The organism is Flavobacterium pectinovorum (assembly GCF_900142715.1).
GTDB classification, from domain to species: Bacteria; Bacteroidota; Bacteroidia; order Flavobacteriales; family Flavobacteriaceae; genus Flavobacterium; species Flavobacterium pectinovorum.
In genome coordinates this window covers 511,567-532,201 of record NZ_FRBX01000003.1, presented here as the reverse complement: position 1 = coordinate 532,201, position 20,635 = coordinate 511,567, and the positions used below count along the sequence as shown (strand labels likewise).

The window sequence follows — 20,635 nt, the reverse complement described above, 5'->3', positions numbered from 1 at the left end:
AAGCTCAACTAATTAGTTGAGCTCATCCAATAAATCCTGATAGGTTATTTTTTTTGTTGCCGGATTATTTACGTTGTTAATTACTTTTACACGAATAGCGCGTAAACCCGAAACGCCCTGAAGATCTTCTACTTCGAATTGTTCGATAGAAGGTTCCAGGATTTTTTTATGCTGTAAATATTTAATGTATTTCAAATATTCGGTTTCCTCATTATTTTGAGAATACACAATCGTAATTTTTTCTTTTTCAGTAATTCTGTCAGTTGTGCCTTTGATGTTTGCTTTGTCAATACGTTTTTTAACAACTTCATATCTTGCATTGTACGTTCCATCGACATCAAAACGTTTTTCATCCATTCTAAAACGAATAGAAAGCGCCTGACTAAAAACCAAAATCAACGAAGTTACATCCAACTCATAAGGTAAAGATTCTTTAAGCTGATGATGTTCTAATTCCATTTCGCATAAAGTTTGTAATTGCCACAAACGTAAATTGTGCAAATACATAATATCAAAAGGTTTTGTTGGCGAAATTGAAGCACCGATATATAAATTGTGTTCAACACCATCCGTTTTAAAACGCTCGTAATAATGCGGATAAATTTGTTGCGCCTCAAGCTGTTTTTTGTCCAGAACCGATGCTAATCTCTTATTTATAATAGACATTGCATTGTCAAATTTCTTTCTTTCCTGATAAAACATTCCTGTTTTTTCGTCCAGACTTTCAAAATACAATTCTTCCAGTTTTTGGTTTTTTGCTGTGTCTTTCGTATTCTTTAAAATAGGATGAATTTCTTCTTCTATATAACGTTGAATGTGTTGCTCAGTATCTGCTTTTAAAGGATTCTCCAGCTCAGCGCGCATAGACTCCAATTCAAATTTTCGTTGTTCAAGAAGTACTAAATTGCTGTTGGGTTTTTGATTTTCGAAAATATCCAAAAGTGTCGTCAGCTGATTTTTTAAATCTCTTTTAACCGTTTCATTTCTGTGCTCAGACGAACCTTTAATATCGATTTGTCCGTATAACGGAAACACATTTTTAAAAACAATTTCCTTAAAAATATAATCTTTTGTATGATTAATATTTTGAAAATAATTTTGAGATTCTTTTTTAAATTTCCAATAAACACTTGGGTGAATCGTAGTGTACTCACGCTGAATGATCGCTTCAACCTGATGTTGCATATCAGTATTGTATCGATCGATAGTGTCTGTTAAATAAGGTAAAACCAACTCTAGTTTAGTTGCATTTACACTATTTAAGTCTCTCGGATTTTCAGAAACCAATTCTACAACTCCCAGTAAATGTCCGTCTTTTACAACAGGCGCAAACACGGCACTTTGAATACCTAGTTTTAATAAATGTTCGCCAAGCCTGTTATTTGGAGATTCTTCAATGAATTTTTTTACATTCGAAATCACAAAAGGCTCTTTATTATCTAATAAATTTTCAAACGAACATCCAAAAAAAGCATTCTTGCAATCTACTTCCTGTTCTTTAGAAAGTAAAAAACTCTGCAGCTGATTATCATATTTTACCGGTCTGATGAATTTTTCTTCTTCCGGATTATAAATAATAAAACCAACTTTAAGATGCGAAACCTTAAAAATCGATTTAAAAATATTCTCTATAATATCGTTAGAAGCAACCGTTTTTGTATCTGGTTTAAGTAAATTACTTTTTAAGTTTGAAATAGCACTTTCAGTCGTTGCATCGAATAAAGAAACAATTCCGAAACCTTTTAAAGTCCAGCTTCCCGGAGGAAATTTAGATTTCCATAAATCAATATCATTATAATTATCAATTAATAAATCGATATCATCTTGTGTTAAATGCACTGAATTTTCGGTTGGAATAATTTCCATGAAATCGGCATTGTACAAAATTCGATAATGTTTTTCGACACCCTCTTCGTCAGGAATATCGTAAAAGAAAGGTTTATTGAAGTCTATATTTTGTTTGTAATAACTGCTTAAAATAAGGCAGCAATTGTTAATATAAAACTGATGACTATCAAAATCACGAATTTCCATGTAAAATTCGTCTCCTGCATTACGCAATATTTTCTTGAAACGTTCGGTGTAATTAAAAGATATGTTTTGAAAAGGAATTGTAATCGCTTTTATTTCATTGTAAGTTAATGCGGTAGGAAATAAATCGGCTGTAATATTTTTGATTAAAGCTTCATGTGTTTTAATAATACTGTAATCGTGAATTCCTGATCTGAATTCCGGGATAGCTTCAACTTCTTTTAAAATTGCTTTGGCATAATTTGATCGATAATCAACATTTGATAAAGCAATTTCTTCAAAAGATTCAATTAGCTTATGAAAAGATATTATTGTTTGGAAAGGACTTTCGTTGTGTAGAAGATTATCCATTGGTATTTTTATTTAAGCTACAAAATTAAGCATAAATTAAGAATGTTTGACATTTTACGATTTCTTTCGTTTATAGCAACATAGAGGGAATGCCTTAAAAATGGGAGCTTTTAAAAACAGCAAATTATTTTAACTAAATATTAACATTAATTATAACGGAACGATCGTTCCGTTATAATATCTTTGTACCATAATAATTGAATAATCAATAATTTAAAAACAAATAAAATGAAAAATTTAGAAAACAAAGTAGCTATTGTAACAGGTGGAAATAGTGGAATAGGGTATGCAGCAGCAGCAGAATTAGTTGCTAAAGGTGCAAAAGTAATTATAACAGGAAGAAACAAAGAAGCTTTGGCAAAAGCCGAAACAGAATTGAACGTAACCGGAATCGTTTCAGACCAATCAGATTTAAAATCAATTGATAGTTTGGTTGAGCAAGTAAAAGCACAATTCGGAAAAGTTGACATCTTATTTTTAAATGCAGGAATTGCCTCTTTTGCTCCGGTAGAATCAGCTTCAGAAGAACATTATGACAGCATTATGAATGTAAATGTAAAAGGAGTTTATTTTACAGTTCAAAAAGTATTGCCAATTTTAAACGATGGTGGTTCTATTATCTTTAATACTTCAATCAACGCACATGTTGGTATGCCAAATTCAAGCGTTTACGCATCAAGTAAGGCTGCAGTTTTATCTTTAAACAAAGTTTTTGCAACAGAATTAGCACCAAGAAAAATCAGAGTAAATGCTGTTTCTCCTGGTCCTGTTGAAACTCCGCTTTACGGAAAATTAGGTCTACAAAAAGAAGAAGTAGAAGGTTTTGGGGCTATTTTGGGAGAAAAAATTCTATTGAAACGTTTTGGACAATCTTCAGAAATTGCAAAGACGGTTGGTTTCCTTGCCTCAGATGATGCTTCATTCATTACAGGAACAGAAATTGTTGTCGATGGTGGACTAACAGTAAATGCTGTAGTATAATTTTTTTCTTTAATTCAGGAACGATTGTTCCGTATTTTTATATCTTTGTAAAATATTTCAATTTTAGAAATCATGGCTAGAACAAAAGAATTTAACGAAGATCAGGCTTTAGACAAAGCGATTGAGATTTTTTGGCACAAAGGTTACAACGGAACTTCGGCTCAGGATTTGGTTACGCATTTAGGATTAAGCCGTTCTAGTTTATATGATACTTTTGGAGACAAGCAGAAATTATTTGCTCAATCGTTACTGCGTTATCAAAAACAGTCACAAGATCAGGTTATTAAACTTTTGGATGAATCTGAAAATGTAAAAGAGACATTGCATGATATTTTTAAACAAGCAATTATCGAAAGCTTAGAAGACCGAATTACAAAAGGCTGTTTCATGGTCAATTCTTCTGTAGAACTTGCCATGCACGATGAAGAGATTGCAAAAATCGTAAAAAACAACAGTCAGACAATGGAAGAAGTTTTTACAAAAGCAGTTCAAAAAGGACAAACTGCCGGACATATTTCCAAAGCTACTGATGCGAGGGTTTTAGCTCGATTTATTTTTAATAATTACTCCGGAATCAGGGTTCTCGCCAGAACCGGCGAAAGAGATAAACAAGTTTATGACGATATTGTAAAAGCATTATTTTCTATATTATAATTTAGAAAACTGGCAATCAAAAAACGGCAATTACTAATGTAGTTGCCGTTTTTTGTTTTAATTGACAGAAAATAAAATAATTATCTGTTTCCGTCCAATAGTTTCATTTCATCTATAATAGAGACGATTGCTAATTGTTCTTGTTCGTTTAATTTTTCAGTATATAAAAGAGTAATTAAAATAGTATAAGAATCTTCTAAATTTGAATTTTCCTCAAGTTTAAGATTATGTGGATTTTGATATTTTTCCAGCAATATTTTTGCAGTTTCAAAAGCACGTTCTTCTAATGTAAGTTTTGTTTTTTTTAAAGCAGCCATTTTTTGGTGTAAGTGAGATAGAATATCAAATCTAGTAATTTATAAACAATAAATAAAAAACGGCAATTACAGAATGTAGTTGCCGTTTTTTGTTTTAAGTAAGTAATAGAAAATGAATGACTCTTAGCTTTTTTCTTCTTTATTGAAATAAACTAAGTAGTAATACATCTGTTTTTCTTCATCCCAGCCTTTTTCAACAAATTTCTCAGCGCTTTCAGGGTTGATAAAATCCATTTTAATCTGAATATGGGTATCCAGATTAATAACGTTTTTAATCGATTTTCTGGCGTCTGAAACTGCTGCGTTTGCAATAGGGAATGAGGTTACATCTTCGATGCTGTATTTTTCTCCTTTATCAACCTTATAGTTTTTGAATTCAGGAATCAAGTCTGGATTGTCTAATACTTCATTCAGGAAATTTTGTTCTTCAAACTGATCATTTTTAGCGAAATAATTCACAGATCTGTTCATAAACATTACTTCTTCTTTTTTGTCTTCTGCCGGTAAAACAACATCTTTTGCGAAGTTCTGGCAGAATTTTAAGTATTTTTTAGTGATGAAGTTCTCATCTTCAAAAGCATCTACAGATAAAAAGTGCTCTAACCAATAACGCGCATCATAACGGTTACTATCTACAGTTAGAATTTTATATCCTTCTTCTTTTTTGTAATTAAAAATCAAACAGCCTTTATCTAATTTACTTAGGTTGATACCTTGTTGCAAAATCATTTCAAGATTGCTGTCTTTTTCTTCAAACTGTAAAAAGTCGGCTTGTAACTCACTTTTAAAAATTCCGATAGCATCAACAACGTTATTGTCGATACTTAAATTTGTTAAATAGGTTACATAAACTTCTCCGTTTTTAATATGCGGATGGTTTGATTGCTCGAATAAATGCGTCGTGATTTTTTTTGAAATTTCCTGTAAGTTACCAGGATTAGTAAAAATCTCAGTTGCATATTTAAACATGTCATTGTAATCCAAATCGACTTCGTGCGCAAACTGATAATAGTTTTCTTCTTTCTCTCTAAAAGGTTTAAAAAAGTACTCTTTTATCAAAGGCACAATTTCATCATTTAAATTAAATGGCTGTTCCGATAAAAAAATAGCTTCGTTTCTGCTTTTGTTCCCTACGCGGTGTATCGCAAGCGTCTCGATGTGGGTGTTGAATAGGTTGATCATATTTTTTAGGTGCAGAGGTACAGAGGTTCAAAGTAACAAAGGTTATTTCCTGTCTTTTATTTTTCGGATAAAAGCACTTAACATTCGTTCTAATTCTCTGCTTTCTCCATTTATTTTGTTAAATTGATTTTCGTTTAAATATTTTAAATTGAATGAGATTTCAAGTTGTGTTTGCATCTCGAATAATGATGACATTGAAATATTTAAAAATCTCAGGTAATCATTATTTCCATCTCTTCCGTAACCTTCGGCAATATTACTTGGTATAGATATAGAGCATCTTCTAATTTGTGAAGATAGTCCATAAATTTCTTCTTTGGGAAATGAATTTGTTAATTGGTAAATTTCAGTTACTATGGCCATCGATTTTTGCCAGATTAAAAGGTCTCGAAAAGTATTCATATTTTATATTTAAAAAATTAAATACAAAAATAAGAATATTCGTATATTTTAAATCAAAGATTTAAAAAGAAAAAACCTCTGAGCCTTTGCAACTCAGAACCTTTGAACCTAAAAAACTAATTCCAATTCTCCTCAAATCCATAATCTTCAAAGCTGTCGTCGCCTTCGAACATGTCAAGATCGTCTTCGTCAAGATCATCTTCAAATTCTCCGTAGATATCGTCGTGCATATCGGCTTCGAAAGTTTTTTCGGTGGCTTCGTCCGGCATTTCTCCGTGAGAGAATAAAGTTTCAGGATAAATACCTCCGGCAGATTGTTCTTCAATAGCAGCCAATTCAACTAAGAAAGTCCACATGCTGATAAAATCATACACGTAAATAATTTTAGTGTTTTCCTTGTCCAAAATACTAGATAATGGATAATCGCCCATAGTTCGTTGTTCGCCGGGAATGTCGCCGGTATCAAAAAGCGGAATTTCATCTTCCTGATTCCAGGTTTCATCACAAGTATAAAATGAAGCAACTTCAGTTCCGTCAAAACCGAAAGCGTTGAAGATCGCATTGTGTAAATCCTCAAGCGTATCGTCTTCAAGAATTGCAATGTCTCTAAAAATGTCTTCTTCGGCGTCTAGAATTACTCTAAATTTATAAACCATAATCTTTGTATTTTTTGAAAAGTCAAAGGTAAAATATAAAAAATGAAATACGAATCACGAATTGCGATTTGTTGAAAAGATTTTTTCTCCGATCCTGCAAGGTTTTCAAAACCTTGTAGGTTTCAATAGCAATTGTAGTTATACCTACAAGGTTTTGAAAACCTTGCAGGAGAGAAAAACTATTATTTCCCAACCAAGCGTTTTCTAATCTTATGATAACGTTTATGATAAGAACTATGACTTGGGTAGCTTCTGCTTGAAGTCATATTATTAAAAACCAAAGCTGTTAAAAGCAAAATCAAAACGCCGACTAATACTGGAGAAAAAACATATTCGTAACCCAAAGCTTTTATTTTGTCAGAACCAATAATCGCGATAAGAGCCGTTGCGCCTCCTGGCGGATGGAGTGTTTTGGTAATTTGCATTAAAATAATTGCCAGTGAAACGGCCAGTGGAGCAGCAATCCAGATAATATCCGGAGCAAGTTTATGAACTGTAACGCCAATAAAGGCAGAAACAAGATGTCCGCCAACTAGATTTCGGGGCTGAGAAAACGGACTTTGAATGATTCCGTAAACTAAAACGCTCGATGCACCAAAAGAACCAATTAAATAAACGGCATCGTTTCCTGAAAAATGAATCGATTGAATGTAAGCTAAAATTCCAATCCCGACAAACGATCCTATAAAAGACCAAAAATGTTCTTTAAAATCGATCAAAGTTTCTTTATAAAGAATATAACGTGTTTTGCGATAGCTTCTTTTTAATTTTTGAGTGGGCATTTATGTGGTATTATTTTGTTTTTTTGCCACAGATTAAATGATTTCAAAGATTAATTATCTGTGGGCAATTAATTAATCTGTGGCAATATTTTTTTTACTTTATTAAACTTGGCAAATAGGAGTAAACCGTATAAGGATAAATCATTTTTGCTGTATATTTTGAAATTAAACAAACTACAAGTATTGGTAAAAACAGCGTATAATCGTTTGTTAATCCGCAAACTAAAAATATGGCTGTAAAAGGTGCGTGAATACTGGCACTTAAAACAGCCGCCATTCCGATAATCATGAAATTAACAGGAATTACATTTACATGGAAAAAAGTATTTAAAATCGAAGCAAGTAATAATCCTAAAAAAGCACCAATAAAAAGACTCGGAGCAAAAACACCCCCGTCGCCTCCGGAAGCCAGAGTTATAGAAGTTACGATAGGTTTTAAAAGCAAAATTCCAACAAAAGTAAAAGCCAGAGTTAAGGTTAGAGGAAGTTGTGATGAACTGCCAAAAATTCCTTTTATAGCGTGATATCCTTCTCCGTATAATTGTGGAAAAATAAAAAGAGAAACACTTAATACTACAGATCCTATAATGATTTTATAATAATGCGTATCGATTTTGCCAAATTGAGATTTAAAAAATAAGACACAACGTGTTAGATAAACCGAATTCATTCCGGCCAGAATGCCCAAAAGAATAAAATACGGAATAGCTCTTAAATGCCAGGTTGAAATTGTTACGGCGAATAAAGGTTCTTCTTTTAAAATAGAAAGTAAACCAAAAGCTATTGAAACCGCAATAACATTGGAAATAATAAAAGCACGGGTTACTTTTCGTGAAATAACTTCCAAAGCAAATAAAATTCCGGCAATTGGAGAACTGAATAAAGCTGTAACTCCAGCCGCAACTCCCGCACAAATTAATTCGGTTTTGTATTGACGAAATACATTTTCTTTTTGTTGAGCCACAGAACCAATTGTAGCGGTTGCAACAACGGTAGAAACCTCGATTCCGGTTGAACCTCCAAAAATAACCGTTAATAATCCGTTTATAAAGTGGGATGGAATTTTATAAGAAGGTAAGTTTTTTGAAGTTGATTTTGTACTTTCAAAAACTTCCTTGATTCCTTTGTTTTCTTTTTTCTTAAAAAGATATTGTCTAAGGAAATAAATTACAGATAATCCGAAAACCGGAAAAAGAATATAAAAAAGTGGATTTACTGAAACTTCATGAAAGAAGATTTCTTCGTAATATTCAGTTATTTTTTTAAGTGAAATTCCTAAAAAGGCTGAAAGAAAGCCAATTAAAATAGAAACAATAACTAATTTTCGGAACTTAATAAATTGATGATTTTTTTTGATTTGCGCCGTTTTGTTCATCAGAAGTAAATTTGTAAACCGCATTATTTTTACGCGGATTACAAAATTAGAGAATCAAATTCGTTTTTTCGTAAAAAAGAATCATTAAAATGTGTTAAAACTTTAAAAAGAAGGAAAAATCTTTCTTTAAGGAATAAGAATGCCACGAAGGCACTAAGACTCTAAGTTTTTAAAGTTTTGATGAAAATTTTACTGCTTGTAAAAATTTTCTAAGCACTTTAATCATTTAATCTTTGGCTTAAAAAAACTTTGTGTCTTAGTGCCTTCGTGGCAAAAAAAACCTTAATTATCGCTCATAAAACTCAATTGGCAACAAGTCAGGATCAGCAATAAATGTAAAACGTTTTTGAGTCGTTTCATCAATTCGAATTGGTTCTGCTTCTATATTTTTTGTGTTTAAAAAAGCAACAGTTTCATCCAGATTAATCACTTCAAAAGCCAAATGGCGTAAACCAACGGCCTCCGGTCTTGAAGGGCGTTTTGGGGGATCCGGAAATGAAAATAATTCGATAATATAAATGCCATTCAAAGCCAAATCGAGTTTGTAGGATTGGCGCTCTTCACGATAGATTTCTCTAATAATTGTCAGACCTAAAACTTCGGTATAAAAAGTTTTAGATTTTTGATAATCAGAGCATAAAATGGCAATGTGGTGAACTTTGTTTAAGGTAAGCATTATGTATTTGATTCAGTTTCCTGATTTAATTTTCTAATAATTTTTGCCGGATTTCCAACGGCAAGTGAGTTATCCGGAATGTCTTTTGTTACCACAGATCCTGCACCGATTACACATCCTTTTCCAATGGTAACTCCGGGACAAATAACAGAATTTCCGCCAATCCAGCAATCGTCTCCAATAGTTACAGGATAAGCATTTTCAAGTGATTTTCTCAATTCGGCATCAAGCGGATGCGATGCCGTGTAAATTTGAACATTTGGTGCAATAAATACATTTGATCCAATATTTACAGGGGCACAATCCAAAACAACACAATTTACATTGAAATAAACGTTATCTCCACAAAAAATATTATATCCGTAATCACAATGAAAAGGCGGTTCTATATAAAAACCTTCTCCTGTATTAGGAATCAGTTCTTTTAATATTTCTTTCGCTTTTTTGGTTACCCTGTATTCTCTTACATTCAGAGTATGCAGAAGATTTTTTGCTGTTCTGCGGCCTTTTACTAATTCCGGGTCAAAAGCATTGTAATATTCGCCCGAGATCATTTTTTCTTTTTCTGTCATTATAAGGGTATAATATTTTAGTCCTGGCAATTTTCTGCAAAACTGCAGATGAATACTACGACGCTAATTTGGTAAAAAAGTTTTTTTTCTAAATACGATCAATTTGACATAAATCAAATCTTTTTCAGGAGCTAATCCCGCTATCCGTTTCAATCTTTTGCTCCATTTCATTACACAAAAGGATTTCCACTTCTATCGGGGCTAGGACACTCATTTTCAAAAGAATATTTTCATTTATTTCTTCATTTCCAGAAACGAGAAGTTTTCGCAGGAAACTCCATAAAGAAGTATCGTCTGTGTTGATTAAAATGCATATTTCTATTTAAAGAAGCTTCTTCAAAATAACAATTTGTCCCAAATGATAAACGTCATGCTGAATAATTCCATGAATATCTTCATAAAAATTATGATTGTTATTTGGATCTATTTTATCAAAACCTGCATCATCAAAATCACTCAAAAAGGCACTCCATTGTTCCTGAGATTTTGCAAGACTCTGTAAAGATTGTTCCCAGGCTGGTTCCGATGAATCTAATATTGGAACAAAATAATTGTGATCCGGAGTTGTGATAATTTCTCCCTGAACACGTCTTAAAATATTTCTTCTCCATTGTATTAGATGATTGACAATTTCCCAAATCGTATTTAGATTAGGATTTACTTTTTTAATAGCCTGTGCAGCTGTAAGATCTTTTAAAGTATCTGCTAATGTGACCTCAAGCCACGGATTTCCATTATAAATGGACTGATATAAATTTGAAACTCTTTTACTTTCTGACATGATTGATAGTTTTTAAACGTGAAAGCTAAGATACGAATAAGTAATTTACAACTCATCCTCAAAAATCTACAATTGGGTTATTTATTATTTTTTTAGTAAGAATGTTAAAATACATTTGCTTCATCAAAATCAAAAACCATGACAACCAAATTACTTTTTACAATTAGCATTTTATTTTTTACAACAGTCATTTTTGCTCAAAATACCATTTCAGGAAAAGTGGTAGATGAAAAAGGAAAACCAGTTCCGGGAGCAAATATTTATATCGATGGAACTTACGATGGAGCAACAAGTTCTGAAACAGGCGAATTTTCTTTTGAAACAACTGCCGAAGGAAATCAATTTATAGTAGTGAGTTTTTTACTTTATGAAACATTCAAAAAAGAAATTGATGTTGCCAATTATAAAGATCAAACGGTAAAACTAAGAGAAAATGTAAACGCGCTTGATGCCGTTGTCATTACCGCGGGAACATTAGAATCTGGAGACAAAGCGAGAGTTTCTGTTTTAAAACCTTTGGATATTGTAACAACTGCCGGTTCTGCAGGAAATATTATTGCGGCTTTGCAAACATTGCCTGGAACACAAACTGTGGGCGAAGACGGACGTTTATTTGTTCGTGGAGGAGAGGCAAGCGAAACACAAACTTTTGTAGACGGACTTCGTGTAGCACAGCCCTATGGCGCAACCACAAATAATTTACCAACAAGAAGCAGATTTTCTCCTTTCTTGTTTAGCGGAATCGCATTTTCTACCGGAGGATATTCTGCAGAATATGGTGAGGCTTTATCAAGTGTTTTATTGTTGAATACACAAGATGAACCGGACCAAAATAAAACAGATATTGCTTTAATGACCGTAGGTTTAGGAGTTGGAAATACACAAAAATGGAAAAAAAGTTCTTTTAGTATTAATACCAATTATATCAACTTAGCACCTTATCAGGCTGTGATTCCGCAAAATGTAGACTGGAATAATCCGTATCAATCTTTAGGTGGAGAAGCTGTATATCGTTATCATTTTGAAAGAGGTATTTTTAAATTATACGCCGCTTTTGATTCAGAGAAATTCGATTTAAATCAAAAAAATGTAAACTTCACTGATCCGATAAGAACTGATTTGAACAATAATAATTTTTATTTAAACGGTTCTTACAAAGGAGATTTTGGAACTGGCTGGCAGCTTACAACCGGAATTAGTTACGGTTACAGCAAAAACAAAATCAAATACGATATAAACGATGTAGATACTAATGAAAATGCTGCGCAATTGAAATTAAAATTAAGAAAAAATATTTCGAACTATTTTAAATTGTCTTTTGGTGCGGATTATTTTATCACAAAATTCAATGAAAATTTCAAGGATAATGTTTCAATTGATGTTGCAAACGGTTACGATTCAAATATCGCTGCTTTTTATACCGAAGGAGATATTTTATTCTCAAAAAATCTGGCAATGAAAGTCGGTGCCAGACTTTCGAATAATAGTTTACTAGACGAAACCAATATTGCACCAAGAGCTTCTATTGCTTATAAAGTTTCTAAAACGAGTCAGTTTTCATTTGCTTATGGAGATTTCTCTCAAACACCGGTTGTAGATTATATCAAATATTCAAAATACCATCAGTTTGAAAGTGAAAAAGCACAACATTATATTTTAAATTACCAGTTTACAAGACCTGGACAAACTTTTAGAGCCGAAGCTTATTATAAAGATTACAGCAATTTGGTTCAATATGATACAAGAGATATTGCTTACAATTCAGTTTTTAATAATAACGGTTCAGGTTACGCAAAAGGATTGGATTTGTTTTGGAGAGACAGTAATTTATTAAAACATTTAGAATACTGGGTATCTTATTCTTATATCGATTCTGAAAGGCAATACAAGAATTTCCCAACGATGGCCACTCCAAATTTTGTTGCCAATCATAGTTTATCAATTGTAACAAAATATTTTATTACAGACTGGAAATCGCAAATAGGTTTTACAAACAGTTACAGTTCAGGTCGTCCTTATAATGATCCAAACCAAACGCAATTCATGAACGGAAAAACAAAATCATATAACAGTTTGAGTTTTAATTGGGCGTATTTATTGACAACACAAAAAATCCTTTATTTCTCAGTTTCAAACGTGTTAGGAACTCAAAACGTTTTTGGGTACGATTACGCCAAAACCCCGGATGCAAACGGAATCTACAACAGACAAGCTGTAACGCCAACCGCAGACAGATTCTTTTTCGTTGGTTTCTTTTGGACAATTAGTGATAATAAAAATGAGAATCAGTTGAAGAATCTTTAGGAAAGGTTCAAAGAGGCAAAGGTTCAGAGGTACAAAGATTTTGGGCTGTTATATTTGAAAAACCTATAAAAAACCTTTGAACCTTTGACACTCTGAACCTTTGTTCCTCAAAAAAACAATTCAGTAACCAAAATCAACAACTCAGTATTATTTAATTTTAAATGAATAATAACCAAAGTACTTTTGAAGTATAAATTAACAATCAGAGTTTTAATCATCAAAATCAGAAGGCACTGAGTTGCTAAGAAACTAAGAAAAAAACTTAGATCTCAGAACCTTAGTCCCGAAGCCTCGGGATAGAAACTTAAAAAAGAAAAACCATGACCAAAATTATCGCAATCACAATGTTATTTATCTGCAGTTTTATTTCTGCTCAAAATGTAAAACTAACTGTTTCTATTTCAGGTTTAAAAAACAACACAGGAGTTGTTAAAGTAGGCTTGTACAACTCAGAAGGTACATTTCTTAAAACAGTTTATAAAAGTCTTGCTTCTGAAATTAAAAATGATAAAGCAGTTGTTACATTTGAAAATCTTCCGGCAGGAGAATATGCAATTTCAACGTATCACGATGAAAACAATAACGGGAAATTAGACAGAAATGCAATGGGAATACCTTCTGAAGATTATGCGGCTTCAAACAATGCTAAAGGATTTATGGGACCTCCTTCCTATAATGATGCTAAATTTGTTATCAATAAAGATTCAAAAATTGAAATTACATTATAAATACTAATCAATAAAATTAATATAACCATTTAATTACTTATAAAATGAAAAGAATAATCACTTTAATCGCATTATTTATAGTTGCAATAAGCGCTGCACAAACACAATTTGAACAAGGAATGGGGAAAGCTTTCGGACTTTGGAAAGAAGGAAAAAATTCAGAAGCTTCGGCTATGTTTGAAAGAATTGCTTCGGCAGAAAAAACAAGCTGGTTACCCAATTATTATGTTGCAATGGTAAATACGACAGCAGCATTTAGTGAAAAAGATCCAACTAAAATTGATTTGATGCTAACAAAAGCGCAAGATGCAATTGATGTTGAAATGATAAAAGATCAAAGCAATTCAGAATTATACGTGATTCAGGCTTTACTTTATACGGCTTATGTGGTTGCTGACCCAATGACAAATGCGCCAAAATATTCTTCTAAAATAATGGAAGCTTATGCAAAAGCAAAAACCTTGAATCCAAATAACCCAAGAGCAGTTTTTGGAGAAGCTGATTACCAGTTAGGCGGAGCAAAATGGACAGGAGTTGACACAAAACCGCTATGTGCGCAAGTTGATAAAGCTATCGAACTTTTTGCTACTTTTAAACCAGAAACACCTTTTTCTCCAAAATGGGGATTAGACAGAGCTTTGGAAACCCAAAAATCTTGTAAAAAATAATAATTAATAAAATAAAGTAATGTCTTTAAAACCAAATTTGTTTAAAGCGTTTTTAGTTGGCGGAGTTGTTTTTATATTCTCCTTTCTAATTCGTTTTGCTTCGATTGGAACCGAAGTTTTCAGCAAAGATTTATACATTTTTTTCTTGTATTGCATGTTATACAGCATTGTTTTATATGTTGTTAATGCCTCTTTATTTGTATATCTCGACAAAGTTTTTAAAGACGGGAGATTTTCAACAAAAAGAATTTTAATTGGATTTACAAGCTCCTTTTTCATTTCGCTCTTTGTCATTTTTTTATTGCGAATTTTTACGCAGGTTGTTATAGAAAAAAGGCCGATAATTAGTTTTTTGGCAAATGAAAGAGCGGCTAGTTATATTGAGTCTTCGGTTATAACTTTTATTATTTTACTGATATTTCATGCACTTCATTTTTATCGATTATATCAGGAAAATAAGGTAACGCAGCAAAAAATTATTGCAGGAACGGCAAATGCGAAATTCGAAAGTTTAAAAAATCAGATAGACCCGCATTTTCTTTTTAATAGTTTAAATGTATTAAGTTCTTTGATCGAAGAAAATCCGGATAATGCACAACGTTTTACCACTTCTTTATCTAAAATTTATCGCTACGTTTTGGAGCAAAAAGATAAAGAACTGGTTTCTGTTGAAGATGAATTGTCATTTGCAAAAACCTACATGAATTTGCTGAAAATGCGTTTCGAAAATAGTTTGTTTTACGAATTGCCAGCAACAACAGATATTAATCCCGATGCAAAAGTGGTTCCGTTATCGTTACAGCTTTTACTCGAAAACACGGTAAAACACAATATTGTAAGCGAGCAGAAACCGCTGCATATCAAAATTTTTGTTGACGGAGATTATTTAGCCATTCAAAATGTTTTTCAAAAGAAAGAAGTTTTGCAGGACAGACAAGGAGTTGGTTTGCAGAATATTGTAGATCGATACGGAATTATAACCAACAGAAAGGTTTTGATAGAACAAAACAAGGAAACTTTCACCGTTAAAATTCCAATTTTAACCAAACAAATTACAGTTATGGATGCAAGTGTAGATTATAATGATGAAAATAAAGCTTATTTCAGAGCTAAAAAAAGAGTTGAAGAACTCAAAGGTTTTTACGGAAACATACTTTCATATTGTTGTGTAATTCCATTTCTGATCTTTATAAATTTAAAATTTTCACCAGGATTTCAATGGTTTTGGTTTTCGGCTTTAGGCTGGGGATTTGGAGTAGTAATGCATGCGTTTAAAGTTTTTGGTTATAGCTCTGATTGGGAAGAACGAAAAATTAGACAGATTCTGGAAAAAGAGAATAACAATCAAAAAAACTGGAAATAGTCATGGAAACAAATTCTGATATTGATCGTGAAAAATTTGATTTTCAAATCGCAAATAAAAAAGTAATAAAACTAAAGTCATTTTATGTACATACGTTTATTTACATCACAGGATTAATTATTTTTATTTTAAAAGATTATTACGGATTTCCACTCAATTTCTTTCCGTTCAAATATCTTAATTACATTATAATGTTAATTTGGACTTGTGTATTTATAATTTCAGCAGTTGATATATTTGCTTATTATAAGATTTTTGGAGAGGAATGGGAGCAAAATAAAGTCAAAAATATTTTAGATAAAAGAAAAGAAAAACAAAAATGGGAGTAATCATGGAAATGAATTTTAGCGAAGAAGACAGATACTATCTTGCAAAAAAGAAAGTAGAAAGCATAAAAGGATTTTACGCAAATCTTACGTCATTTATTGGTGTGAATGTGATTTTAATTTTCATTAATTTATATACAACACCAGATCATTTGTGGTTTTACTGGCCGCTATTGTGGTGGGGATTAGGCGTGCTTTTTCACGGATTAAAGGTTTTTGAAGTACTTCCGGTTTTAGGAAAAGACTGGGAAAAAAGAAAAATCAAAGAATTCATGGAAAAGGAAAAAGAGAACAAAAACAAGTGGAAATAATTTAATTTAATAATATAATGGGAAGATTTAGAAGACGTATGTACGAAGAATATTCGCAAGAATTTTCAACAGATGAACGCTTTAATGAGGCGTACAGAAAAGTAAAAAGAATAAAAAGTTTTTATTCGCATTTAAGAATTTATATTATCGTAAACGCTATCATCATTGTTGCCAGTGTAAATGACGACTTTTTTTCAAAAGGAATTCTGGATAGCGGATTATTAGATTGGGAAACATATTCAACTGCTTTATTTTGGGGAATAGGTTTATTGGCTCACGGACTCTCGGTTTTTGGAAGAGATGTGTTTTTTAGTGCTGATTGGGAGCAAAGAAAAATTGAGGAATATATGAAAAAGGAAGCTGCCAGTAATAAATGGGAATAATTGTAAATTTACTTTTTTAAATTTTGCTTTGTAATAAATGACAACACTAATAATAGAAGACGAAAAACCGGCTGCAAGGTTATTGCAACGAAAGTTAGAAAAGCTAAATATCGCTGTAGAAACCATGCTGCATTCTGTAGAAGAATCAGTTAACTGGTTTTCCAATAATGAGCATCCGGATTTGATTTTTCTGGATATTCAATTGTCAGATGGTTTGTCGTTTGAAATTTTTGAAAAAGTAGAGATTAAAAGTGCTATCATTTTTACAACTGCTTATGATGAATATGCCTTAAAAGCATTTAAACTCAACAGCATCGATTATCTTTTAAAACCTATTGACGAAGATGATCTTGACGTCGCGGTTGCTAAATTTAAAATGCGTTTGCCTAAAATAGAATCCGAACCCAAAAATCTTCAACTGGATTTTGAGCAAATACGCCAAATGTTGTCTAATCCTTTTGAAAAGAGTTTTAAAAAGCGATTTACCGTTAAAATCGGGCAGCATTTAAAAGTAATTACCACAGATGAAATAGAATGTTTTTTTAGTGAAAACAAAGGAACTTACATTCATACTTTCGACAATCGAAACTATTTAGTCGACTCGACCTTAGAAATTTTAGAGCAGGAATTAGACATGAAGAATTTCTTTCGCGTAAGCAGAAAATTTATTGTTCAGCTTCCTGCAATCAAAGAAATTCAGGTGTACACCAATTCTCGCTTAAAAGTTATTTTGCCATCGTATAAAGAAGATGAGGTTATTGTAAGTCGTGAAAAAGTGCAGGATTTTAAAACCTGGTTGGGGTAAAACTGTTCGTTTAAAATTATCCAATCAAATTCATCTCAATAGTAAAGAGCCATCGGCTCGATCTATTTTGTAGGGCCGGATTTTAATCCGGTTTAAACATAGCGAATTCAGCAAATCAAAGCATAAAAAAATCCTTCATTTGAAGGATTTTTTTATGCTTTGAAATTTATTATTTACTTAATCGGTGTAATGTAAATGTCATAGCACTTAAAAGGAAAAATGCCATTATTTGATGAATTAATCCTAATGCCAATGGCACACTATATAAAAGTGTAAATACCCCAAGTAAAAATTGAATAAAAACGAAAACTACTAAAGTTTTGATTCCGTTTTTTTGTGTTTGGCTAAGTGAAAATTTACTGCTTTTGTAAGCAAGAAAAAGAATCAGAGCCACAACAACATAAGCAAAAGTTCTGTGTACAAACTGAACTCCACTTTTACCTTCAATTAAGTTTTTTACCAAAGTCGATTGTTCAATAAAAACTGAATCATGTATAAATTGACCATCGCTCATTAAAGGCCAGTGATTGTGAATTAATCCTGCATTTAATCCTGCCACAAAACCACCGTAAATAATCTGAATTAATAAAGCAACAAGAGCATATCTCGCAATATTTCGAAGCGGAATGATTTTATTGATGTCTCTCTTAGGATAAATCAAATCTAGCGCAACCCATAAAGTATAAGCAAAAGTGATAAAAGCAAAAGTAAGGTGTAATGAAAGTCTGAAATGGCTAACATCAGGATTATCAATTAATCCGCTGCGAACCATAAACCATCCTAAAAATCCTTGGAAACCGCCCATCGCCAAAAGAACGATACATTTTTTAATAGTTTCGCGATCCAGTTTTTTTCTGATTAAGAAATACACAAAAGGCACAAAGAAAACCAATCCAATGATACGACCGATAAAACGGTGAAACCATTCCCAGAAATAAATAAATTTATAATCGGCTAATTGAAAATCGTTGTGAATATTGATTTTTTGATATTCTGGAAACTTCTTATATTGTTCAAAAGCTTCATTCCATTTTGCATCTGTTAGAGGCGGGAAAGTATCTGTTACCAAATGCCAATCCGTCATTGATAAACCTGAATTTGTCAAACGCGTAATTCCGCCCACAACAACCATTAAAAATAATAAAACACAACCTGATAGTAACCAAATAATTACTGATTTATTTTCTTTTTTCATTCTATTCCAATTAATTCGATTTCATTTTTTGTTTTGGAAATTTTTTTAAGATAAAATTTCGCAAAATAATAATTTGTAATATTGCTTAAAACAATTACTATAATTGATTTTGTAATTCTATAAGCGTATGTGTTTTTTAGTGCAATCTTTAGAAAATCAATTAAGACTGAATTTTGAAAAGTGAAATAAAGTATGGCAATGGTCAAAATTGAAACAAGAGAGAATAAAAAAAACAAGAACATGTATTTAAACTTTTTTTTATGGATTTTTTGGAGCTTCTTATAAAATAATATATTAGATATGACTATTACAGCTATAAGAATTACTAGAAAAATATATCCTAATTCGTCCATTATTTTTTAAGCGTTAAATTTAATTTTTCTGCTCTTTTAATTATAAAATCGTAAGCAGCCTGATATTCATTCGGAATATCACCTTCTAAAATGGCTTCTTTTACAGCTTCCTTTAATACCCCGATTTCACGTGAAGGTTTTAAGTCAAACATTTCCATAATTTCTTCACCGGAAATTGGTGGTTGAAAATTACGCACATGATCGCGTTCCTCAACTTCAACAATTTTTTTGCGAACGATGTCAAAGTTTTTATGATACTTTTTAAATTTCGCCGGATTTTTAGTTGTAATATCCGCTTCGCACAACGTCATTAAATCTTCGACATCTTCGCCGGCATCAAAAACTAAACGACGAACCGCGCTGTCTGTTACAATATCTTGTGCTAAAACAATAGGACGTGAACTCATAATAACCATTTTTTGCACAAATTTCATTTTGTGATTCAATGGCATGTGCAGGCGTTCGAATATTTTTTTGGCCATTTTTCCACCCAAAAATTCATGTCCGTGAAAAGTCCAGCCTTGTTTTTTATTGAAACGTTTTGTTGGCGCTTTCCCAATATCATGCAATAGAGCCGACCAACGCAACCAGACATCATCTGTGTTTGGGCAAATATTATCTACAACTTCTAAAGTGTGATAGAAATTGTTTTTATGTGTATGGCCTTCAATTTCTTCAACCTGATTTAATGCAGTTAGTTCAGGAAGAATAATATCTAAAAGTCCTGTTTTGTATAAAAGTAAAAATCCAATAGACGGTTTTGGTGTAGATAGAATTTTGTTTAATTCATCAACAATTCTTTCACCGGAAATAATTTTAATACGATCTGCATTTTTCGTAATCGCATTCAATGAATTTTCTTCGATTTCGAAATTGAGCTGTGTGGCAAAACGAATCGCACGAAGCATTCGCAACGGATCATCAGAATAAGTAATATCTGGATTTAAAGGCGTTTTGATTGTTTTGTTTTCCAAATCAGCCAAACCATTAAAAGGATCAGAAAGATCTCCAAAAGTTTTTTCGTTTAAAGATAAAGCCAAAGCGTTAATGGTAAAATCACGACGATTTTGATCATCTTCCAACGTTCCGTTTTCAACAATCGGATTTCGGCTATCAAAATTATAAGATTCTTTTCGGGCGCCAACAAATTCAATATCAGTGTCTTCAAATCGAAGCATTGCCGTTCCGTAAGTCTTAAAAACCTGAACTTTTGGTTTTTTTGGAAGCAATTCAGAAACCTTCAAAGCCAATTCAATTCCGCTGCCAACAGCAACAACATCAATGTCTTTTTTAGAACCTCGATTTAAAAGCAAATCCCTGACAAAACCGCCAATAACATAACTGTCAACGTTGAGTTCCTGAGATGCTTTCGAAATAACTTCGAAGATTTTATGTTGTAAAGCTGTTTTATAATTTGTTTGTATAGCCACGAATTCAGT

Annotated in this window: 23 protein-coding genes; 10 read left to right on the top strand and 13 right to left on the bottom strand. The window is 32.2% G+C overall.

From position 1 onward, the window contains the following. Window positions 1–12: 12 nt before the first annotated feature. Window positions 13–2,382 (bottom strand): GAF domain-containing protein, encoded by a 2,370-nt coding sequence (locus BUE22_RS12925; RefSeq protein WP_073395374.1) that lies wholly within the window; start codon window positions 2,380–2,382, stop codon window positions 13–15. Between the two features lie 228 nt (window positions 2,383–2,610). Here BUE22_RS12925 and BUE22_RS12920 point away from each other — a divergent pair, with 228 nt between their 5' ends. Both BUE22_RS12920 and BUE22_RS12915 read left to right on the top strand, forming a co-directional pair. Next, on the top strand, window positions 2,611–3,363 hold the full coding sequence (locus tag BUE22_RS12920; protein WP_042564673.1) for a glucose 1-dehydrogenase: 753 nt from the start codon (window positions 2,611–2,613) through the stop codon (window positions 3,361–3,363). A 72-nt stretch (window positions 3,364–3,435) separates the two neighbouring features. Then, window positions 3,436–4,017, top strand: coding sequence for a TetR/AcrR family transcriptional regulator (locus BUE22_RS12915; protein WP_073395373.1), 582 nt, complete (start codon window positions 3,436–3,438; stop codon window positions 4,015–4,017). Between the two features lie 80 nt (window positions 4,018–4,097). On the opposite strand, the gene BUE22_RS12910 is transcribed toward BUE22_RS12915, so the two are convergent. The 9 genes from BUE22_RS12910 to BUE22_RS12870 all read right to left on the bottom strand — a co-directional run bounded on the left by BUE22_RS12910 (window position 4,098) and on the right by BUE22_RS12870 (window position 10,760). Continuing rightward, a complete protein-coding gene (locus BUE22_RS12910; protein ID WP_073395372.1) occupies window positions 4,098–4,334 on the bottom strand; it encodes a hypothetical protein in 237 nt (78 codons plus the stop codon). A gap of 123 nt (window positions 4,335–4,457) precedes the next feature. Next, complete coding sequence (locus BUE22_RS12905; protein WP_026984812.1) at window positions 4,458–5,516, bottom strand: nucleoid-associated protein; 1,059 nt, start codon at window positions 5,514–5,516, stop codon at window positions 4,458–4,460. Between the two features lie 42 nt (window positions 5,517–5,558). Beyond that, on the bottom strand, window positions 5,559–5,918 hold the full coding sequence (locus BUE22_RS12900; protein ID WP_073395371.1) for a four helix bundle protein: 360 nt from the start codon (window positions 5,916–5,918) through the stop codon (window positions 5,559–5,561). Between the two features lie 116 nt (window positions 5,919–6,034). Beyond that, window positions 6,035–6,574, bottom strand: a complete 540-nt coding sequence (locus tag BUE22_RS12895) for an IS1096 element passenger TnpR family protein (protein WP_073395370.1) — start codon at window positions 6,572–6,574, stop codon at window positions 6,035–6,037. A gap of 182 nt (window positions 6,575–6,756) precedes the next feature. After that, window positions 6,757–7,356: an HPP family protein gene (locus BUE22_RS12890; protein WP_073395369.1), complete on the bottom strand. Its 600-nt coding sequence runs from the start codon at window positions 7,354–7,356 to the stop codon at window positions 6,757–6,759. Between the two features lie 94 nt (window positions 7,357–7,450). Further along, complete coding sequence (locus tag BUE22_RS12885; RefSeq protein ID WP_073395517.1) at window positions 7,451–8,731, bottom strand: chloride channel protein; 1,281 nt, start codon at window positions 8,729–8,731, stop codon at window positions 7,451–7,453. A 286-nt stretch (window positions 8,732–9,017) separates the two neighbouring features. Beyond that, window positions 9,018–9,407, bottom strand: coding sequence for an SMU1112c/YaeR family gloxylase I-like metalloprotein (gene gloA2 / locus BUE22_RS12880; protein WP_073395368.1), 390 nt, complete (start codon window positions 9,405–9,407; stop codon window positions 9,018–9,020). Further along, window positions 9,407–9,982 (bottom strand): sugar O-acetyltransferase, encoded by a 576-nt coding sequence (locus tag BUE22_RS12875; protein WP_073395516.1) that lies wholly within the window; start codon window positions 9,980–9,982, stop codon window positions 9,407–9,409. The genes gloA2 and BUE22_RS12875 overlap by 1 nt, the downstream gene beginning before the upstream one ends. 319 nt (window positions 9,983–10,301) lie before the next feature. Beyond that, window positions 10,302–10,760, bottom strand: a complete 459-nt coding sequence (locus BUE22_RS12870) for a DinB family protein (RefSeq protein ID WP_042564665.1) — start codon at window positions 10,758–10,760, stop codon at window positions 10,302–10,304. 138 nt (window positions 10,761–10,898) lie between these two features. Between BUE22_RS12870 and BUE22_RS12865 the strand changes: the two genes are divergently transcribed. The 3 genes from BUE22_RS12865 (at window position 10,899) to BUE22_RS12855 (ending at window position 14,460) form a co-directional block, all read left to right on the top strand. Then, window positions 10,899–13,064, top strand: a complete 2,166-nt coding sequence (locus BUE22_RS12865) for a TonB-dependent receptor (RefSeq protein WP_073395367.1) — start codon at window positions 10,899–10,901, stop codon at window positions 13,062–13,064. Between the two features lie 320 nt (window positions 13,065–13,384). Beyond that, a complete protein-coding gene (locus BUE22_RS12860) occupies window positions 13,385–13,792 on the top strand; it encodes a DUF2141 domain-containing protein (protein ID WP_089075919.1) in 408 nt (135 codons plus the stop codon). Between the two features lie 44 nt (window positions 13,793–13,836). Next, on the top strand, window positions 13,837–14,460 hold the full coding sequence (locus BUE22_RS12855) for a hypothetical protein (protein ID WP_073395366.1): 624 nt from the start codon (window positions 13,837–13,839) through the stop codon (window positions 14,458–14,460). A 3-nt stretch (window positions 14,461–14,463) separates the two neighbouring features. Here the strand turns inward: BUE22_RS12855 and BUE22_RS24075 are convergent, their stop codons facing one another. Then, entirely contained in the window at window positions 14,464–14,754 is a 291-nt protein-coding gene (locus BUE22_RS24075; RefSeq protein ID WP_394332802.1) for a hypothetical protein, read from the bottom strand. Between BUE22_RS24075 and BUE22_RS12850 the strand changes: the two genes are divergently transcribed. From BUE22_RS12850 to BUE22_RS12830, 5 genes are read left to right on the top strand one after another with little or no spacing between them, the layout of a single operon-like run. Next, a complete protein-coding gene (locus BUE22_RS12850; protein ID WP_394332801.1) occupies window positions 14,708–15,823 on the top strand; it encodes a histidine kinase in 1,116 nt (371 codons plus the stop codon). The two genes, BUE22_RS24075 and BUE22_RS12850, sit on opposite strands and share 47 nt — an antisense overlap. A 2-nt stretch (window positions 15,824–15,825) precedes the next feature. After that, on the top strand, window positions 15,826–16,152 hold the full coding sequence (locus BUE22_RS12845) for a 2TM domain-containing protein (protein WP_073395364.1): 327 nt from the start codon (window positions 15,826–15,828) through the stop codon (window positions 16,150–16,152). Beyond that, window positions 16,143–16,460: a 2TM domain-containing protein gene (locus tag BUE22_RS12840; RefSeq protein WP_082036945.1), complete on the top strand. Its 318-nt coding sequence runs from the start codon at window positions 16,143–16,145 to the stop codon at window positions 16,458–16,460. The genes BUE22_RS12845 and BUE22_RS12840 overlap by 10 nt, the downstream gene beginning before the upstream one ends. A 17-nt stretch (window positions 16,461–16,477) precedes the next feature. Continuing rightward, complete coding sequence (locus BUE22_RS12835) at window positions 16,478–16,843, top strand: 2TM domain-containing protein (RefSeq protein WP_073395363.1); 366 nt, start codon at window positions 16,478–16,480, stop codon at window positions 16,841–16,843. Between the two features lie 37 nt (window positions 16,844–16,880). Continuing rightward, window positions 16,881–17,648 (top strand): LytR/AlgR family response regulator transcription factor, encoded by a 768-nt coding sequence (locus BUE22_RS12830; protein WP_073395362.1) that lies wholly within the window; start codon window positions 16,881–16,883, stop codon window positions 17,646–17,648. 169 nt (window positions 17,649–17,817) lie between these two features. Here the strand turns inward: BUE22_RS12830 and BUE22_RS12825 are convergent, their stop codons facing one another. Together BUE22_RS12825 and BUE22_RS12815 are read right to left on the bottom strand one after the other, a co-directional pair. Then, window positions 17,818–18,843 (bottom strand): COX15/CtaA family protein, encoded by a 1,026-nt coding sequence (locus BUE22_RS12825; protein ID WP_073395361.1) that lies wholly within the window; start codon window positions 18,841–18,843, stop codon window positions 17,818–17,820. A 352-nt stretch (window positions 18,844–19,195) separates the two neighbouring features. Beyond that, the gene (locus BUE22_RS12815) at window positions 19,196–20,626 is read right to left on the bottom strand and encodes a CCA tRNA nucleotidyltransferase (RefSeq protein ID WP_073395359.1); all 1,431 of its coding nucleotides are present in this window, start codon (window positions 20,624–20,626) and stop codon (window positions 19,196–19,198) included. Between the last annotated feature and the right edge of the window lie 9 nt (window positions 20,627–20,635).

Bases quoted from the DNA above. Each gene is read 5' to 3' on its own strand.
- BUE22_RS12835 (WP_073395363.1), top strand. From the start codon at position 16,478: ATGGGAAGATTTAGAAGACGTATGTACGAAGAATATTCGCAAGAATTT.
- BUE22_RS24075 (WP_394332802.1), bottom strand. From the start codon at position 14,754: ATGACAAAGAGCGAAATGAAAAAGGAGCTTGTAAATCCAATTAAAATT.
- BUE22_RS12890 (WP_073395369.1), bottom strand. From the start codon at position 7,356: ATGCCCACTCAAAAATTAAAAAGAAGCTATCGCAAAACACGTTATATT.
- BUE22_RS12845 (WP_073395364.1), top strand. From the start codon at position 15,826: ATGGAAACAAATTCTGATATTGATCGTGAAAAATTTGATTTTCAAATC.
- gloA2 (WP_073395368.1), bottom strand. From the start codon at position 9,407: ATGCTTACCTTAAACAAAGTTCACCACATTGCCATTTTATGCTCTGAT.
- BUE22_RS12825 (WP_073395361.1), bottom strand. From the start codon at position 18,843: ATGAAAAAAGAAAATAAATCAGTAATTATTTGGTTACTATCAGGTTGT.
- BUE22_RS12910 (WP_073395372.1), bottom strand. From the start codon at position 4,334: ATGGCTGCTTTAAAAAAAACAAAACTTACATTAGAAGAACGTGCTTTT.
- BUE22_RS12860 (WP_089075919.1), top strand. From the start codon at position 13,385: ATGACCAAAATTATCGCAATCACAATGTTATTTATCTGCAGTTTTATT.
- BUE22_RS12900 (WP_073395371.1), bottom strand. From the start codon at position 5,918: ATGAATACTTTTCGAGACCTTTTAATCTGGCAAAAATCGATGGCCATA.
- BUE22_RS12920 (WP_042564673.1), top strand. From the start codon at position 2,611: ATGAAAAATTTAGAAAACAAAGTAGCTATTGTAACAGGTGGAAATAGT.
- BUE22_RS12830 (WP_073395362.1), top strand. From the start codon at position 16,881: ATGACAACACTAATAATAGAAGACGAAAAACCGGCTGCAAGGTTATTG.
- BUE22_RS12895 (WP_073395370.1), bottom strand. From the start codon at position 6,574: ATGGTTTATAAATTTAGAGTAATTCTAGACGCCGAAGAAGACATTTTT.
- BUE22_RS12865 (WP_073395367.1), top strand. From the start codon at position 10,899: ATGACAACCAAATTACTTTTTACAATTAGCATTTTATTTTTTACAACA.
- BUE22_RS12915 (WP_073395373.1), top strand. From the start codon at position 3,436: ATGGCTAGAACAAAAGAATTTAACGAAGATCAGGCTTTAGACAAAGCG.
- BUE22_RS12925 (WP_073395374.1), bottom strand. From the start codon at position 2,382: ATGGATAATCTTCTACACAACGAAAGTCCTTTCCAAACAATAATATCT.
- BUE22_RS12840 (WP_082036945.1), top strand. From the start codon at position 16,143: ATGGGAGTAATCATGGAAATGAATTTTAGCGAAGAAGACAGATACTAT.
- BUE22_RS12885 (WP_073395517.1), bottom strand. From the start codon at position 8,731: ATGAACAAAACGGCGCAAATCAAAAAAAATCATCAATTTATTAAGTTC.
- BUE22_RS12855 (WP_073395366.1), top strand. From the start codon at position 13,837: ATGAAAAGAATAATCACTTTAATCGCATTATTTATAGTTGCAATAAGC.
- BUE22_RS12905 (WP_026984812.1), bottom strand. From the start codon at position 5,516: ATGATCAACCTATTCAACACCCACATCGAGACGCTTGCGATACACCGC.
- BUE22_RS12870 (WP_042564665.1), bottom strand. From the start codon at position 10,760: ATGTCAGAAAGTAAAAGAGTTTCAAATTTATATCAGTCCATTTATAAT.